Origin of the sequence: Nocardioides sp. NPDC087217 (assembly GCF_044744805.1) — a bacterium.
GTDB lineage: Bacteria > Actinomycetota > Actinomycetes > Propionibacteriales > Nocardioidaceae > Nocardioides.
Genome location: NZ_JBIUZB010000001.1, coordinates 131,619 through 146,186, shown reverse-complemented (window position 1 = coordinate 146,186; position 14,568 = coordinate 131,619). Strand labels below are relative to the sequence as shown.

Here is a 14,568-nt window from a genome sequence, read left to right as displayed (position 1 = left end):
CGATCCCGGCTCAGACCGGACGCTTGCGGGCCGACGGGAACGCCCGGCTGCCCTGGCTGGTGGACACCGAAGGTGCCGTACGCGGCCCGGTGCCGCCGGCACCGCCGTAGTAGCCCGCGTTGTGCCGGCCGGGCTGGTCCTTCGCCTTCCGTTCCGCACGCCCGTCGAGGTCGCCATCATTCGGGCCGGCGGCCGGGGCGGCGCGGGTGTGGCCATGACCGTGGCCGTGCCCGTGCCCATGGCCGTGCAGGTGGTCGGGGACCTCGGCGTTCGGGTCGACCAGCCGCGGCAGCGCCTCCATCACCCGCTTGAGGTCGCGCTCGTACTTCACCACCACGTTGAGCGTCGTCGAGAGCACGTCGGCGGTGAGCTCCTCGACGCCGAGCACCGCCAGCGTCCGGGCCCAGTCGACGGTCTCGGAGATGCTGGGCGCCTTGCGCAGCTCCAGCTCGCGGATGCCCCGGACGATGTCGACCAGCCGCGCGGCCAGCGAGTCGGCGAGTCCGGTCTCCTTGGACCGGATGATCTCCAGCTCACGGACCGCGTCGGGATAGTCGAGGAACAGGTGCAGGCACCGGCGCTTGAGCGCGGCGGACAGGTCGCGGGTGTTGTTCGAGGTCAGGACGACGTACGGCATCGTCCTGGCGGTCACGGTGCCGATCTCGGGGATGGAGATCTGGAACTCCGCGAGCAGCTCGAGCAGCACCGCCTCGAGGGCCTCGTCGGCACGGTCGACCTCGTCGATGAGGAGCACCACCGGGGTGTCGGAGTCGATCGCCTCGAGCAGTGGCCGCGCGGCCAGGAACCGCTGGGAGAAGAACACCGAGTCCTGCTTGGCGATCCTCTCGACGGCCTCGTTCAGGTCGGCGGCGTCCTCGACGACCTGGCCGATCTTCTCGCGCAGGATCTGGGTGTAGAGCAGCTGCTTGCCGTAGTCCCACTCGTAGAGCGCCTTGGTCTCGTCCTGGCCCTCGTAGCACTGCAGCCGGATCAGGCGCCGCCCGGTCGCGGCGGCCAGGCTCTCGGCCAGCTGGGTCTTGCCGACGCCGGCCGGGCCCTCGAGCAGGACCGGCTTCTCCAGCCGGGTCTGCAGGAAGACCGTGGTGGCGAGCCGGTCGTCGGCGAGGTAGCCGCACGTCGCCAGCTGGGCGCGGGTGTTCTCGACGTCGGTGAAGCCCTGGATCGGTTCGGTGGTGGTCGACACGTGCACTCCTCGAGGTGGTGGATGGGGCGAGGTGGCGGGTCCGGCCGGTGGTCTCAGCGGGCCGGACCCGCCACGTTCGCGGGATCAGGCGGGCCGATCAGCCGAGCAGGTCGTCCAGGTCGCCGTTGAGGCAGTGGTCGACCACCGGACGTACGGTCTCGAACGTGCATTCCTTGGCGTTGCCCGGCGTGCAGGCGTCACCCAGGACGTGGTTGGTGATCCGGTCGACGTCCGTGTCGTCGCCGACGATCTCCTTGGCGTTCTCGTAGTACGCGGTCGGCCCCTGGCCGAGCCGGTTCTTCGAGTACGTGTCCTGCTTGACGTCGACGAACCGCTCGGTGATGCCGACGTCGCGCAGCAGCCGGATGGCCGCGGCGAGCGCCGCGTCGGCGGCCTGCACGTCGGTCATCCCGTGGGTGTCGACGCCCATCGCGCGAGCGATGTCGGCGAACCGCTTGTAGTGGGTGGGCATGTTGAACGCCCACACCCGCGGCAGCGCGATCGCGTTGTTGAGGCCGTGGTGGGTGTCGTAGAACGCGCTGATGGCGTGGCTGATCGAGTGGATGATGCCGAGTCCGCCGGAGTTGAACGCCTGAGCGGCGATGTACTGGGCGTACATCATCCCCTCGCGGCCGCCGAGGTCCTGACCGTTCCAGACCGCCTGCCGCAGGTTCTCCGAGGTCAGCTTGATCGCGTGCAGCGCGTTGCCGAGCGATGGCTGGAAGTTGATCCGGGAGACGTACGGCTCGCTGGCGTGCGCCAGGACGTCGAAGCCGCACTGCGCGGTGTAGTCGACAGGGCAGTCGAAGTAGAGCACCGGGTCGTCGATCGCCAGGCTGGCCACCGAGGCGTCGTCGAAGGCGACGTACTTGTGCGGGTTGTCCGGGTCCGTGGTGGTGTCGGTGATGACGTACGCCCAGGACGTCTCGGAACCGGTGCCGGCCGTCGTCGAGACGGCGATGTGCGGCGGGTTCTTCGGGTTCTCGGACATGTTGAAGCCCTCGAACTCGTTGACGTTACGGCCGTCGTGGGCGACCGAGATGCGCGCGCCCTTGCAGGCGTCGTGCGACGAGCCGCCGCCGATGGAGACGAACGAGTCGCACTCGTTCTCCTGGTAGAGCTTCACCGAGTCCATGACGTTGTAGTCCTTGGGATTGGACTCGACCTTGTCGTACACGACGACCTCGAGGCCGTGGTACTTCATCGACTCGACGATCTTGGTGACGATGTCCGTGCCGCGCAGGCCGGACGTCATCACGAGGGTCTTACGGAAGCCCATCTTCAGAGCCTCGGGCCCGATCATCTCGTGAGCGCCGGGGCCCATGAGGGCTCGAGGGAACGGGTGGAACTCCTTGATGGGGAAGGGCTTGAGTAGTTCGTCGACCTGCATGGCAAACCTCCGGTTGGTGTGTGACGCTCAGCACATTAGGTACGCCGAGCGAGCCGCGAACAGGCGAGGAACGGGAAACAGGCCACCCCGGGAGGGGCCTACCTACCCGTTGGGAGAGGTGCCTCCCTGGCCGGTCTTCTGGCCGCTCTTCTGGCCGGGTCGGCGCGGCAGCAGACAGGTCACCGAACGTGCTCTGAACGCGCCGGCCCAGAGCCCTGCGCCGTACGCCATGTCGTCCAGCCGCCGGGCCAGCGGCCGGTATCTCGTGCCAGGGTTGTCGACCTGGGCGACGACCACGTCGACGAGCAGCGAGGCGGCGAGGGCGCGCCTCAGGAGCCTGCTGTGCGGGGCGAGGAGCACCGTCAGCGGCCACCAGTGCCGCAGCAGCAGCGCGGCCTCCTGTCGGACCGTCCAGCCGAGGCCCTGGGCGCAGAGCTGGACCGCGAGAAGATCGCGGCCGGGGGTCTCCGGCAGCCGCCGTCGCAGCGAGAGCGTGCCGTAGGCGATCCCGACGGCGGCCACCGGGAGCGACCACCGGCGGCCCATCATCAGCGCGGCGGCCGTGGCCGCCATGCTCGCCGTCATCACCGCCGGCGCACCCTTGCGGCCGTGCCTGACGGCGAGATCGGCGCCGCCGGTCCCGTAGAGGTACTTGCGGCCCAGCCAGCCGCGGATCGTGGTGCGGGTGTCGTGCCAGGCCACCTGGCCCGGGTCGTAGCGGACGACCTCGCCGGCCTCGACCAGCCGCCACACCAGGTCGACGTCCTCGCCCACCCGCATCGACTCCTCGAAGCCCTGGCCGAGCCGGGACGTACGTCCGACCAGGCAGGCGCTGGGCAGCCAGCCCACGGCGGCGCCGGGACGTACGACGCAGGCCCGGGTACCGAGCGCTAGCGACGAGTCGTCCTCGTCGAAGCGCTCGAACCACCGTGGCGTCCGGCTGCGTGCGCGGCTGCGGACCAGCGGCGCCACCAGCGCGACTCGGCTGTCGGTGAAGTGGCGGGAGAGGTCCAGCAGCGTGTGCGCCTCGACCGTGACGTCGGAGTCGACGAAGGCGACGTACGGGGTGCGGACGGCCCGCAGGCCCGCGTTGCGGGCGCCGGCCGGGCCGAGGTTCTCCGGCAGCCGGATGATGCGCGCCCCGTGGCGGCGGGCCACCTTCTCGACCGCGTCGGGATCGTGGGAGTCGTCGTCGACGACGATGCGTTCGAGACCGGCCAACGGGCCCAGAGCACGGTCGAGCTGGTCGGGCCGGTCACGCACCGGGATCACGACGGTGAGCTCGGCCGGGTCCACCCCGGGTCCGCTGAGCACGGGATCGGCCAGGTTGCCGTCGACGAGCCTGGCCGCGAGCGCCTCGGTGGCCGTGTCGACCACCGTGATCTCGCCGGTCCGGAGGAGCGTCAGTGCGGCATCGGTGAGCCGGACGGCGCGCAGCGGCGAACCACCGACCAGCAGCCGCCGGTCGATGCGGCGTACGTCCTCCCGGACTCGGACCCGGAAGCCGGACGGGAATCTCACCCCACTGCCACGCCGCCGGGAGCCAGCACGTCCATCGTGGCCTGCTCGATCATCAGGGTGAGCGCCTCGGCTCCCTGCGCCGCGGTGGCGCCGGTCGGGTCGCCGAGCACGCCGTTGGCGGAGACCGCCGCGACCCCGCCCGCCCGCATGGCCGGGAGGATCTCCGCGAGCGGCCGGGTGTCGCCGGGCTCGGCCAGGTCCATGCGTACGGCCTCGGGCCGCAGGTGCAGCATCAGGGACGTCTCCGTGCGGCCCGCGTGCAGGTCGAACTCCTCGGTGCGGCACGGCAGCCAGCACGCCGACTGCCGCTCGAAGGCGAGCTGGTTGACCGCGCTGGTCAGCGCGGCGGCGTTGCCGCCGTGGCCGTTGACGAGCACGACCCGTTCGGCCCAGGTGCGGGCCGAACGGACGAGCTCGACGATGACCAGATGGAGCGCATCGCTCCCGATCGACACGGTGCCGGGGAAGGACTGGTGCTCGCCGCTGGAGCCGATCGCTATCGGCGGCGCCGTCCAGCTCTGGACACCCTGCTCCGCGAGCCGTTCGGCCACCCCCTGCGTGACCGCGGTCGCGATGGTGGTGTCGGTGTCGAAGGGCAGATGCGGTCCGTGCTGCTCCAGCGAGCCGACGGGCACCAGCAGGACGGTGCCCCTACCCACCTGCGGCCAGGTGGCGTCACCGAGTGCTGACATGGAAGCCGTCCGGGACGATCAGGTGCTCCGGGCTCAGCTCGGTGACCGACCCGACCGCGAGCCCCCGCAGCGCCGAGTCGATGCCACCGCTGAGGACGTCGAGGACGTTCTCGACCCCGGCCTGGCCGTTGGCGGCCAGACCCCACAGATAGGCCCGGCCGATCAGCACCGCCTTCGCACCGAGCGCGAGCGCCTTGACGACGTCGGAGCCGCGGCGTACGCCTCCGTCCATCACCACGTCGACCTGGTCGCCGACGCGGTCGGCGATCGGCTTGACCATCCTAATCGCGGCCGGGGTGCCGTCGAGGTTGTTCCCGCCGTGGTTGGACACGGAGATGCCCGCGACCCCGGCATCGACGGCGCGGAGCGCGTCATCGACCCGGCACACGCCCTTCAGCACGAACGGGGTGCCGCTGATCTGGTGCCACTGCTCGCGCATCCACGCGACGTCGTCCCAGGTCGGCGGTGGGGTGGTCATCCACTCGTAGTAGGCGCCGAAGAACGTCGGCGCGCTCCCGCCCGGCGGGGCGAGGTTCGGGGCGGTGAGATCGGGGAAGGAGCCGGTACGCCCGAACTGCCAGGCCCACCGCGGCCTTGCCGCCACCTGCGGCGCCAGCCGCAGCATCGTCCGCAGGTCGACCTTCTCCGGGATCTCGGGGCTGCCCCAGTCGCGGCCGATCGAGAAGGACCAGTCGAGGGTGGCGATCAGGCCCCGGGCGCCGGCGGCGTGCGCCCGCTGCATGCGCTGGATCATCGTGTCGCGGTCGCCGGTCCAGTACATCTGGAAGAACGTCGTGGCACCGGTCGCCGCTACCTCCTCCACCGACCGCGAGGCGAAGTTGGACAGCCCCATGATGGTGCCGCGGGCCGCGGCGGCGCGGGCGACCGCGACCTCGCCGTCGGGATGCACGGCCTGGACGCCGGTCGGGCTGATCAGGACCGGCAGTGGGACGGAGTGGCCGAAGACGGTCGTGCCCAGGTCGCGCTTGGCGTGCTGTCCGACGACGTGGGGCGCCCAGCCGAGCTCGGCGAAGGCGGCCTGGTTGTCGGTCATGCTCTGACCGCGCTCGGAGCCGGCGACCAGCGCGCCGTAGACCGGCTTGGGCAGCCGGCGCCGGGCTCGTTCCTGGGCCACCGCGACCGACTCGAACCAAGGGTTCTTCTTCCAGGGGTTCTCGAGCTTCATGACAGGTCACCTCCGGCGAGCGGGTCTTCGTTGCAGGCGGAGACGGGGCGCCGCCTGGTGGCGCCGAGGTTGAGCAGCACCGGTGCGTTGCGGCTGGCCTGGCTGCGGGAGTGGTCCTGGCTCGCCTGCGGGACGAGCCGGTCGCCGGCGAGCGCCGTCTCGCCGTAGCCCTGGACGCACTCCGGGTCCGGGCCGTCCAACGGCAGCCCGGTGAAGAACTTGGCCGCCATGCAGCCGCCACGGCAGGCGTCGAAGTGCTGGCACTTCGTGCAGGCACCGCCGGTCTGCGGCGAGCGCAGCTCGGTGAAGAGCGGCGAGGACTGCCACACGTCCTGGAAGCCGCCCTCGCCGAGCAGGTTGCCGGCCAGGAACTGGTCGTGGATCGCGAACGGACAGGCGTAGACGTCGCCGATCGGGTCGATCAGGCAGACCACCCGCCCGGCGCCGCACAGGTTGAGCCCGGGGAGGGACTCGCCGTACGCGGCCAGGTGGAAGAAGGAGTCCCCGGTGAGCACGTCCTCGCCGTGAGCCATCAGCCAGTCGTAGAGCTCGCGCTGTTGCTCGGGGAGCGGGTGCAGCTCGTCCCAGACGTCGGCGCCGCGACCCGACGGGCGCAGCCTGGTGAGGCGCAGGGTCGCGCCGTACTCGTCGGCGATGGCCTTGAAGTCGTCGAGCTGGCCGATGTTCTCCCGGGTGCAGACCACGGAGATCTTGGCGTCGGAGAAGCCCGCGTCGCGAAGGTTCCTCAACGCGAGCAGCGCGGTGTCGTACGAGCCGGCTCCGCGGACCCGGTCGTTGACCTCGGCCGTCGCGCCGTCCAGAGAGATCTGCACGTCGACGTAGTCGGTCGAGGCCAGGAAGGCGGCACGCTCGGGGGTGATCCGGAAGCCGTTGGTGGAGAACTTCACACCGACCTGGTGGTCGACGGCGTACTCCACGAGCTCCCAGAAGTCGGGGCGGATCGTCGGCTCGCCGCCGCCGATGTTGACGTAGAAGATCTGCATGCGCTGCAGCTCGTCGATGACCGCCTTGCACTGCTCGGTGCTGAGCTCGCGCGGGTCGCGCCGGCCCGAGCTCGACAGGCAATGGGCGCACTCGAGGTTGCAGGCGTACGTCAGCTCCCAGGTCAGACAGATCGGGGCGTCGAGGCCGAACTCGAACTGCTCGACGAGGCTGCCGCCTGCGGGACGGCCCTGGGGAGTGATGGGGCGTTCTGGTGCGAGGGTCACACTGCCTCCTCATGGCGGGGGCGGATCATGTCGGTCTCGGCGAGGGCGCGGAGCGCCGCTGCGTACGCGTCGTGCTGCTCCGGCGGGATGCCGGCCGCGTCGAGCGCGCTGCCGAGACGGGGGTGCTGCTCGAGGAGCCGGACCACCTCGACCAGCTCCGGCCGCTTGAGGAAGGTCAGCTTCCGGTTGCCGAAGTGGTAGGCGAGGGCCCCGAAGGGCTCGGGACGCAGCGCCACCGAGGGCGAGAGTGTCCACGGCTCCTCGAGCATGCGATCGGGCATCAGTAGACGCCGCACATTCCGTCGATCGAGACCTCCTCGATGAGGTCCTCGGTGGCGACGTCGCTGGCGATGTCGGCCGGGTTCGACTCGTTCTGGGGTTCCATCTGCTGCTCCTCTCACGGGGTGACCGTTCGCACGTTAATCACGGCGTGAGCGGAGCAACCTCCCCGATCGGAGAGTCTTGCGGGCAGGATCAGGGAGGCGATCAGCCCGTGGCGTACGTGAGGACCTGCTGACCGAGCGGCGTGAGCCTGCCCTCCTCGATCACCAGCTCCCAGCCGTGCCCCGCCTCGACGGGGACGAACTCCGAGGACGTGGTCCGCGCCAGCGCCTGGGCGGCGTCGGCCTCCTCGGCGCCGTCGGTGTCCTCGGCGATGGCGATCAGGCCCGGCGTGCTGATCGAGTCGGCGACCGAGGCCAGGTCGACACCGGCCCAGTTCGACGGCCCCGACAGGTCGACCCAGCCGTCGACGTCCACGCCGGCGGCGACGGCCCGGACGGTCTGACTGCCTCCCATCGAGGCGCCGACCAGCACGACCGGCGCATCCGGCCACTGCTTCTCGACCTCGCTCAGCACGGCCCGCACCTGCGGTACCGGGTCGTCGGGATCCTTGATCCCGCAGTCGGCATCGCCGTAGCCGCAGAGGTCGAACGAGAGACCGGCGACGCCTTGGAGAGCCGCCAGGATCGCGAAGTCTCCCCAGCCGCAGCGGTCCCCGTCGGTCTGGTGGAGCATCACCAGCACCGCCGACGGGTCCTGGCCGTCCGGCGGTGAGAAGCGGATGGCCGGCAGCTCGAGCTCCTTGCCGGCGACCTGCGTCGGCTCCACCCCGGCGTCGGTCTCCGGCAGGAAGCAGCCACCGAGCTCGCCCTCGATGTACGGCCCGTCGGTGGGCAGCACCGGACCCGACTCCTTCGCCTTCGCCGGGCCGGCGTCGTCGGCGCCGCAGCCTGCCAGCAACAGGCCGAGGATCGCTGCCCCGGCCGCTACGCCCTTCATGCTCCGCATATGTCAATATTGACATATGAACGACTCCGGGGTGACCGCTTCCAACCTCGGCTTCGCGATCCTCGGCCTGCTGGCACGGCGCGCGAGCACCGGCTACGAGGTCGCGCAGCGGATGCGCCAGCCGATCGGCTACTTCTGGACCGCCCGCCACTCCCAGATCTACCCGGAGCTGAACCGTCTCGACGCCGCCGGCCTGGTCGACCACGAGGTCATCGAAGGAGCCGGCCCCAGGCCGACGAAGCGCTACCGGATCACCGAGGCCGGTCGGACCGCCCTGGCCACATGGGTGGTCGGCGACCTCGAGCCCCAGCCGGTCCGTGACCTGGAGGTTCTCCGGCTGTGGTCCATCTGGACCGTCGAGCCCGACGCCGCCACCGAGCTGGTCGGCCGGCTCGAGGCGGCCCATCAGGGCGTCCTCGACCGCTACCTCGAGGAGCTGGCCGAGATCGCCGACCGCCCCGGCGTCCGCGACCCCTCGAACCCGCTGTTCGCCACGCGGATCACCCTCGAAGGAGGCATCCGGTCACGGCGTACGGCACTGGAGTGGTGCGCCTGGATGCGCGCGGAGTTCGCGGCCGCCGAGCGACGCGGATAGCCGGGGTCCTGCGTCAGCCCAGACCGGCGGCCTCGGCGGCGATCGTGGTGTCGTCGCCGTGCCCGGTGTGGACGACCGTCTCACCAGGAAGCGTGAACAGCTTGGCCCGGATCGACGACTCGATGGTGGGCCGGTCGCTGAACGAGCGCCCGGTCGCCCCGGGACCACCCTGGAACAGGGTGTCGCCGGTGAAGACGCACCCCAGCGACGGCACCAACAGGCAGACCGCCCCCGGCGCGTGACCCGGCGTGTGCAGGACTGTCACCGAGGTGTCGCCGATCTCGATGACCTGGCCGTCGGACAGGTCCGCGTCCCACAGCTCATCCGAGTGGGTGAGCTCCCACAGCGGCCGGTCGTCGGGATGCAGCAGGATCGGGGCCCGGACGGCCTCTCGCAGCGCCGGCGCCACGCGTACGTGGTCATCGTGGGCGTGGGTGCAGACGATCGCCTTCACCCGGCGACCGCCCACCACGGCCAGGATGTCCTCCACCGAGTGCGGTGCGTCGATGACCAGGCACTCCTGGTCGTCGCCGATCACCCAGACGTTGTTGTCCACCTGGTGCGTCTCGCCGTCGAGGCTGAAGGTGCCGCTGGTGACGCCGTGGTCCACGCGTACGGTCATCAGAGCACCACCACCGAGCGCAGGACCTCGCCACGGTGCATCTTCTCGAAGGCCGCCTCGATGTCACCGATCCCGATCTCCTCGCTCACGAAGGCGTCCAGGTCGAGACGCCCCTGGCGATAGAGGTCGACCAGCATCGGGAAGTCGCGGCTGGGGAGGCAGTCGCCGTACCAGCTGGACTTGAGGGCGCCGCCGCGTCCGAAGACGTCGATGAGCGGGATCTCGGGCACCGTCATGTCGGGCGTGGGCACACCGACGAGCACGACGGTGCCGGCCAGGTCGCGGGCGTAGAAGGCCTGCTTCCACGTCTCCGGGCGCCCGACCGCCTCGACGACGATGTCGGCGCCTTCGGCACCGTCGTACGTCTCCGAGCAGATCCTTCGGATCTCCTCGACCGGGTCGGTCTGCGAGGAGTCCACGGTGTGCGTCGCGCCCATGGCCGCGGCGCGCTCCAGCTTCTTGGCGTCGATGTCGACGGCGATGACCGGGCTCGACCCGGCCAGCGCCGCACCGGCGATCGCCGCCACTCCGACACCGCCGCACCCGATGACCGCCACCGACCTGCCGCGGGTCGCGCCGCCGGTGTTGATGGCGGCACCGATACCGGCCATCACGCCACATCCGAGCAGTCCGACAGCGGCGGGCCGGGCCTCCGGGTCGACCTTCGTGCACTGACCCGCCGCGACCAGCGTCTTCTCCGCGAAGGCGCCGATACCCAGCGCGGGCGAGAGCTCCGTGCCGTCCTCGAGCGTCATCTTCTGGGTGGCGTTGAACGTGGCGAAGCAGTACTGCGGCTCACCGCGCTTGCATGCCCGGCAGCTGCCGCAGACGGCGCGCCAGTTGAGCACCACGAAGTCGCCCGGCGCCACGTCGGTCACGTCCGGACCCACCGCCTCGACGACCCCGGCGGCCTCGTGACCCAGCAGGAACGGGAACTCGTCGTTGATCCCGCCCTCGCGGTAGTGCAGGTCGGTGTGGCACACCCCGCACGATTGGATCTTCACCACCGCCTCGCCCGGTCCCGGGTCCGGAACGTTGATCGTGACGAGCTCGACGGGCGCGCCCTTGGCACGGGCGACGACGGCCTTGACCTGCTGCATGTCTCTCCTCTCGAGGCGCCGGAGGCATCCGGTCGCTCGGGCTCCATCCTGGGGGTTCGTGATATATCTCGGCAAGAACCGATCTCGGCGCCCGGGTTTTCCCGGGTCAGGCGCCCGGCCCGAGCCCGTCGGCCGGCTCGAACTTCTCTCGGCGGATGAGCCGGGGCGCCATCCGGCTCAGGCCGAGACCGTACGCAGCGCGATGATCGCCACCGAGACGACCGCGAGGACGGCCGCCGGAGCGATCGCGGGTTCCCGCACGCGCAGGTGCGCGATGATCGCGCCGAGGAAGTACAGCGTCGTGCCGATCGCGGCCGCGACGCCGAGCGGCCACCAGAACAGGCCGATGATCAGCCCGGCCGCGCCGGCGATCTCGAGCAGCGCCAGGATCGGCACGATCCGGGTGGCGCCGACCTTCTCCATAGCCTCCGCCAGGGCGGGGTTGCGGGTCAGCTTTCCGTACGCCGAGAACAGCAGCAGCAGGGCGAACAGGATGCTCAGGACGAGCGTGGCGATGAACATGGTGGTCTCCTAGGTGATCCGGACTGATGTCTCCGGTATAGAAAGCGGGGACTAGTCCCCGGTATTCCCTGGACCGTCGTAGGCTGGCGCCATGGGGTGCCCGAAGGATCACGACGAACGCCCAGACCGACCCCCGGCTCGACCCCGTCGGCCGGCTCGGGCCGAGCGGCGCGACAGCATCCGCAACCGTGAGCGGATCATCGCGGCAGCCCAGGCCGTCTTCCAGCGTGACGGGATCCACGCGCCGCTTGACCACATCGCTGCCGAGGCCGGCGTCGGCTCGGGCACCCTCTACCGCCACTTCCCCGACCGCCTCGAGCTATGGACGTCGGTCCTCACCGAGCCCCTGCAGGCCAATCTCGCCACCGCCCAGGCGGCCTTGGCCGCCGCCGACCCGTGGGACGGCCTGGTCGCCTATCTCACCTCCAGCTGCGAGCTGGAGGCCGCCGCCTCCGGCTACATGAACCTGATGTCCACCCACTTCGAGGGCGGCTCCGAGCTCGCCGTCCTGCGTACGGAGATCCAGCGGGCCACCGAGGCCGTAGTGCTCCGCGCGGTGGACGCCGGCGTGGTCCGCTCCGACCTGGTGCCCGAGGACCTGCTCTTCGTCGTCCTCTCGCACAGCAAGGTCGTCGAGGTGACCGGAGCCGCCGCTCCCGAGGCCTGGCGACGCAACCTGGCCTTCTACCTCGACGCGTTCCGCCCCGAGGGCGCCCACCCGATCGAGGCCCCGCCGCTCACCACGCGCCAGATCCTGCTCAGCCTGCTGGTCCCGAGCGCCCGGTCACGGCGTCGCGGTCGGAGGACCTAGGGGCTGTTTCGGAATGTGGCGCCGAGCGCCACGTCGTCCAGGTCGTGCGATGGCAAGGCGCCGTCTCGACGTCATACCGGGCGTCTTACGAGAGGCGGCAACGCCGCCAGCGTGCGGCCTGGGCGGCGTGGAGCCGGCGCCTCCACATTCCGAAACAGGCCCTAGGACGGCGACACGAGGAACCGCTCCAGCAGGCGGCGCTCCTGCGCTTCATCGTCGCCAGGGTCGGTGAGGAACGACAGGATGATGCGCAGCACCCAGTCGGCGAGGTCGGGGTCAGCGTCGCCGGAGGCGAGGTAGCCCTCGGCGGTCCCACGGATGATCGGGGAGTCGCGGAGCACCTCGCGCAGGAGGGTGCTGTCACCGGCGTACCAGGCGGCGAGGTGGGGGCGCTCGCGCACGGCGGCGAGGCAGGCGACGACGGCCTCGACCACGCGACTGCCGGGATCGGAGACGTCGGTCGTGGCCTGGGCGACCTGCTTGGTGATGAGCCGCGCTTCGCGGTGGGCGAAGGCGTAGATCAGGGCCTGCCGGTTCTCGAAGTAGCGATAGAGCGTCGCTCGCGAGCAACCGGCCGCGCGGGCGACCTCGTCCATGCCCGGCTTGTCGACACCGCGCTCCACGAAGAGCGCGCCCGCGGCGTCGAGGATCCGCTCGGCGGCGAGCTCGGTCCGCTCCGTCTCCAACCAGCTCACGCCGTCACCTCGACGTGAAGACTGACGGGCCTGCGTACGTAGCTCCCCGGCGCCCATCGCAGGGAGTCGTGGTCGACGGTGAAGGACGGCATCCGGGTGAGTATCTCGGTGAGCGTCACCCGGCCCATCATCCGGGCGGCCGCGGCGCCCAGGCAGTGGTGCGCGCCGTGGGCGAAGGTCAGGATCTGCCGGGGATTCCGGGTGACGTCGAACTCCTCGGCGTCGGCGCCGAAGACGCGCGGGTCGCGGTTGGCGGCCGCGTAGCAGAGCAGCACTTTCTTCCCAGCGGGAATGGTGACGCCGTGGAGCGTGACGTCGCGGGTGGCCGTGCGAGCGAGGCCCTGGACGGGTGAGGTGAGCCGCAGCAGCTCCTCGACGGCGGCCGGGACGTCCTGCAGGGCGAGCTCGCGCTGGTCGGGGCGCTCCGCCAGCAGCGGCAGGCCGCCACCCAGCAGACCGGTCGTCGTGTCGTTGCCGCCCGCGACCATCGTGAAGGCGAACGCGAGCACCCGCAGCAGGCCGGCGTCATCATCGGCCTCCCCGGCGGCGACGAGATGGGAGACGGTGTCGTCACCGGGCTCCCGTCGGCGCCGCTCGATGAGCTCGGCGAAGTAGCCCATCAACTCGGCGGCGGCACCGGCTCCGATGCTCTCGTCCTGAGCGGCGTTCGCCGTCACGATCGCGTCGGTCCACACGTCGAAGCGACCCCAGTCCACCTCAGGGACGCCGAGGTAGTGGGCCACCACCATGCTCGGCAGCGGCTTGAACAGCTCCGCGACGATGTCGCCGCCGCCCGCTGCCCTGAGCTGCTCGACCCGCTCGACGACGAACTGCGTGACGCGTGGAGTCACCTCCTCGACCTGCTTCGGGGTGAACCCGCGGTTCACCAGCTTCCGGAACGCCGTGTGCGCCGGCGGATCGGTCATCACCATCGGCGGGTTGTCGGCCAGCCCGATCCGGTCGAGCTCGTCATGAGCGGTCGTCAGCCCTCCGGTCGAGCTGTACGTCTCGTGGTCACGCACCGCCGCGTAGACGTCGTCGTGCCTGGTCAGGACCCAGTAATCACCCCGGGCGACGTGATGGACCGGGTCGTGCTCGCGCAGCGCGGCGTACATCGGCCACGGGTCGGCCCAGGACGCGCCGGTCGGAGGGACGTACGCGGCGATCCGGTGAGACATATCGCATGGCATGTCTCACAGAATCAACACACGCGACCAGTTTGTCAATGGGTCGGCCCGGCGAGAGCGACGCCATGACGCTCGGTGACCGACATGATCGCGGCCATCGAGTCCGCGGCCGGCTGATCGGCGGGAACGGAGCTGGCGAAGTCGGCAAAGAACCGGCCGGCGCCGTCGCCGGTGGTGATCGCGAGGAACCGGGTGGAGTCGCCGACGACCTCGAAGGTGAGGGGCGTCCCCGCAGGGCAGACGACCATCCCGTGGGGTTCCACGTGGTAAGCGGTGCCGTCGACGTACGCGGTGACGCGACCCTCGAGCAGGTACAGAACCCCGCTCCACGGCGAGACGTGTGGCGGCGCCATCGGCGCGGCGGGGGCGACGACCTCGAAGACCTCGAACGCACCCTGGGCGTCCTTCACGGCCGCCTTCGCGATGTGGTCGCCGTCGATCATCGGAATGTGCCGGCCCTCGTCGGGCCGTACGTAGGTGGTGCTCATGATTCCTCCTCCAGTTGGGTGCGTTCAGCATCCGCC

Annotated in this window: 17 protein-coding genes; 2 read left to right on the top strand and 15 right to left on the bottom strand. The window is 70.7% G+C overall.

Translation table 11 applies throughout. The annotated features are described in order from the left end of the window. Positions 1 to 10: 10 nt before the first annotated feature. The 9 genes from ACIO3S_RS00770 to ACIO3S_RS00730 all read right to left on the bottom strand — a co-directional run bounded on the left by ACIO3S_RS00770 (position 11) and on the right by ACIO3S_RS00730 (position 8,512). Positions 11 to 1,204 carry an AAA family ATPase gene (locus ACIO3S_RS00770; protein ID WP_400458515.1) on the bottom strand — a complete coding sequence of 398 codons (1,194 nt, stop codon included), beginning with the start codon at positions 1,202 to 1,204 and terminating at the stop codon, positions 11 to 13. A 97-nt stretch (positions 1,205 to 1,301) separates the two neighbouring features. Next, the gene (mdo, locus tag ACIO3S_RS00765) at positions 1,302 to 2,594 is read right to left on the bottom strand and encodes an NDMA-dependent methanol dehydrogenase (protein ID WP_160026054.1); all 1,293 of its coding nucleotides are present in this window, start codon (positions 2,592 to 2,594) and stop codon (positions 1,302 to 1,304) included. 102 nt (positions 2,595 to 2,696) lie between these two features. Next, a complete protein-coding gene (gene mftF, locus ACIO3S_RS00760; protein ID WP_400458513.1) occupies positions 2,697 to 4,115 on the bottom strand; it encodes a mycofactocin biosynthesis glycosyltransferase MftF in 1,419 nt (472 codons plus the stop codon). After that, complete coding sequence (gene mftE, locus ACIO3S_RS00755; protein ID WP_400458511.1) at positions 4,112 to 4,807, bottom strand: mycofactocin biosynthesis peptidyl-dipeptidase MftE; 696 nt, start codon at positions 4,805 to 4,807, stop codon at positions 4,112 to 4,114. Before mftE ends, mftF begins: the two co-directional genes overlap by 4 nt. Then, positions 4,791 to 5,993 (bottom strand): pre-mycofactocin synthase MftD, encoded by a 1,203-nt coding sequence (mftD, locus tag ACIO3S_RS00750; RefSeq protein WP_400458509.1) that lies wholly within the window; start codon positions 5,991 to 5,993, stop codon positions 4,791 to 4,793. The genes mftE and mftD overlap by 17 nt, the downstream gene beginning before the upstream one ends. Beyond that, on the bottom strand, positions 5,990 to 7,222 hold the full coding sequence (gene mftC, locus ACIO3S_RS00745) for a mycofactocin radical SAM maturase (protein ID WP_400458507.1): 1,233 nt from the start codon (positions 7,220 to 7,222) through the stop codon (positions 5,990 to 5,992). The genes mftD and mftC overlap by 4 nt, the downstream gene beginning before the upstream one ends. Then, entirely contained in the window at positions 7,219 to 7,503 is a 285-nt protein-coding gene (gene mftB / locus ACIO3S_RS00740) for a mycofactocin biosynthesis chaperone MftB (protein WP_141802063.1), read from the bottom strand. The genes mftC and mftB overlap by 4 nt, the downstream gene beginning before the upstream one ends. Beyond that, on the bottom strand, positions 7,503 to 7,607 hold the full coding sequence (gene mftA / locus ACIO3S_RS00735; RefSeq protein WP_400458506.1) for a mycofactocin precursor MftA: 105 nt from the start codon (positions 7,605 to 7,607) through the stop codon (positions 7,503 to 7,505). Before mftA ends, mftB begins: the two co-directional genes overlap by 1 nt. Positions 7,608 to 7,708: 101 nt before the next feature. Further along, positions 7,709 to 8,512 carry an alpha/beta hydrolase gene (locus tag ACIO3S_RS00730; RefSeq protein ID WP_400458505.1) on the bottom strand — a complete coding sequence of 268 codons (804 nt, stop codon included), beginning with the start codon at positions 8,510 to 8,512 and terminating at the stop codon, positions 7,709 to 7,711. A 16-nt stretch (positions 8,513 to 8,528) separates the two neighbouring features. Between ACIO3S_RS00730 and ACIO3S_RS00725 the strand changes: the two genes are divergently transcribed. Continuing rightward, positions 8,529 to 9,107: a PadR family transcriptional regulator gene (locus ACIO3S_RS00725; protein WP_400458503.1), complete on the top strand. Its 579-nt coding sequence runs from the start codon at positions 8,529 to 8,531 to the stop codon at positions 9,105 to 9,107. Positions 9,108 to 9,120: 13 nt separating this feature from the next. On the opposite strand, the gene ACIO3S_RS00720 is transcribed toward ACIO3S_RS00725, so the two are convergent. The 3 genes from ACIO3S_RS00720 to ACIO3S_RS00710 all read right to left on the bottom strand — a co-directional run bounded on the left by ACIO3S_RS00720 (position 9,121) and on the right by ACIO3S_RS00710 (position 11,351). Beyond that, positions 9,121 to 9,729 carry an MBL fold metallo-hydrolase gene (locus ACIO3S_RS00720; protein ID WP_400458501.1) on the bottom strand — a complete coding sequence of 203 codons (609 nt, stop codon included), beginning with the start codon at positions 9,727 to 9,729 and terminating at the stop codon, positions 9,121 to 9,123. Beyond that, positions 9,729 to 10,829 (bottom strand): S-(hydroxymethyl)mycothiol dehydrogenase, encoded by a 1,101-nt coding sequence (locus ACIO3S_RS00715; protein WP_400458499.1) that lies wholly within the window; start codon positions 10,827 to 10,829, stop codon positions 9,729 to 9,731. The genes ACIO3S_RS00720 and ACIO3S_RS00715 overlap by 1 nt, the downstream gene beginning before the upstream one ends. Positions 10,830 to 11,006: 177 nt before the next feature. Beyond that, on the bottom strand, positions 11,007 to 11,351 hold the full coding sequence (locus ACIO3S_RS00710; RefSeq protein ID WP_400458497.1) for a DoxX family protein: 345 nt from the start codon (positions 11,349 to 11,351) through the stop codon (positions 11,007 to 11,009). Between the two features lie 91 nt (positions 11,352 to 11,442). On the opposite strand from ACIO3S_RS00710, the gene ACIO3S_RS00705 reads away from it, so the two are divergent. Then, the gene (locus ACIO3S_RS00705) at positions 11,443 to 12,162 is read left to right on the top strand and encodes a TetR/AcrR family transcriptional regulator (RefSeq protein ID WP_400458496.1); all 720 of its coding nucleotides are present in this window, start codon (positions 11,443 to 11,445) and stop codon (positions 12,160 to 12,162) included. 161 nt (positions 12,163 to 12,323) lie between these two features. Here the strand turns inward: ACIO3S_RS00705 and ACIO3S_RS00700 are convergent, their stop codons facing one another. From ACIO3S_RS00700 to ACIO3S_RS00690, 3 genes are read right to left on the bottom strand one after another with little or no spacing between them, the layout of a single operon-like run. Then, positions 12,324 to 12,857 (bottom strand): TetR/AcrR family transcriptional regulator, encoded by a 534-nt coding sequence (locus ACIO3S_RS00700; protein ID WP_400458494.1) that lies wholly within the window; start codon positions 12,855 to 12,857, stop codon positions 12,324 to 12,326. After that, entirely contained in the window at positions 12,854 to 14,035 is a 1,182-nt protein-coding gene (locus tag ACIO3S_RS00695; protein ID WP_400458493.1) for a cytochrome P450, read from the bottom strand. The genes ACIO3S_RS00700 and ACIO3S_RS00695 overlap by 4 nt, the downstream gene beginning before the upstream one ends. Positions 14,036 to 14,079: 44 nt before the next feature. Next, entirely contained in the window at positions 14,080 to 14,532 is a 453-nt protein-coding gene (locus tag ACIO3S_RS00690) for a cupin domain-containing protein (RefSeq protein ID WP_400458491.1), read from the bottom strand. Positions 14,533 to 14,568 lie beyond the last annotated feature (36 nt).